Source organism: Mesorhizobium sp. M1A.F.Ca.IN.020.06.1.1 (genome assembly GCF_004023265.1).
Lineage (GTDB): Bacteria > Pseudomonadota > Alphaproteobacteria > Rhizobiales > Rhizobiaceae > Mesorhizobium.
The window spans coordinates 1-769 of the sequence record NZ_RZSR01001553.1; the positions used below are offsets into that span (position 1 = coordinate 1).

At 62.4% G+C, this 769-nt stretch carries 2 protein-coding genes; one reads left to right on the top strand and one right to left on the bottom strand.

Annotated elements, in window-relative coordinates; all coding sequences use genetic code 11:
- Positions 1-8 precede the first annotated feature (8 nt).
- Positions 9-536, bottom strand: a complete 528-nt coding sequence (locus EOA60_RS35475) for a nuclear transport factor 2 family protein (RefSeq protein ID WP_095825369.1) — start codon at positions 534-536, stop codon at positions 9-11.
- Positions 537-651: 115 nt separating this feature from the next.
- On the opposite strand from EOA60_RS35475, the gene EOA60_RS35480 reads away from it, so the two are divergent.
- A partial coding sequence (locus EOA60_RS35480; RefSeq protein WP_164899899.1) for a LysR family transcriptional regulator occupies positions 652-769 on the top strand: 118 nt, incomplete at its 3' end.

Below are 769 nucleotides of genomic sequence, written 5' to 3' on the forward strand. Positions count from 1 at the left end.
GTATGGGCTTATTGGCCAGGCGTCGCTTTCACCCAGGGATTGCCCCGCTCATGCGTCATGCGGAACGTGAAGCCGTCGACCTTCCAGCCTTGAGCCGATCGGGTCAGGCGATGCTCATAGGTGCCCCAGACCTCCCAGAGCGGATCGCCATTGCCTTCCATCCTGTTCCAGGCATAGCCGTTGGAACGGACGGTCGCCGTATCGGCCTCTATTTCGACCTGATGGTTGGTCCGCAGGTGCAGGCTCGTCTTGCTGCCTTTGAGATTGGCAGCCCAGGCGCCGATCAGATCGTTGGAGGCGACCGTGGCCGCGGGCTGTCCGGAAAGGCTGCTGAAGTCTGCGGTAACCCGGTCGGCGAAGAAGCTGCGGGCGAGTTTCCAATCCTGCGCATCGACGGCGCGGTCAATGGCATCCGCGATGCGGATGACGGCGCGCTCGTCGGCGAGCGTTTGCCAGCCCGTTGGTTCGGCTCCGCCGGCATCGACGGGCGCCATTGCCAGTCCTGCCGCGAAGGTCACATGTCTCAAAGCATTCATGTTTTTTCTCCTTGCGCATCGGCCCCACCGCCCGTGTGTTGGCGCCAATGTGGACCAGCTTGGCGGCATCGATAAGATTGCATTGTTCGCAAGGACTATGCGATATTATTCATGAATGGATCGAGATCTGCTGACGCATCTGCCGGTGATCGTCGCCGTGGCTCGGCGCGGCGGCTTCGCGCTTGCCGCGGCCGAACTCGGCATGAGTCCGTCGGCGGTCAGTCATGCGGTGC

Coding starts and splice junctions, on each gene's coding strand:
- EOA60_RS35475 (WP_095825369.1), bottom strand. CDS start 536: ATGAATGCTTTGAGACATGTGACCTTCGCGGCAGGACTGGCAATGGCG.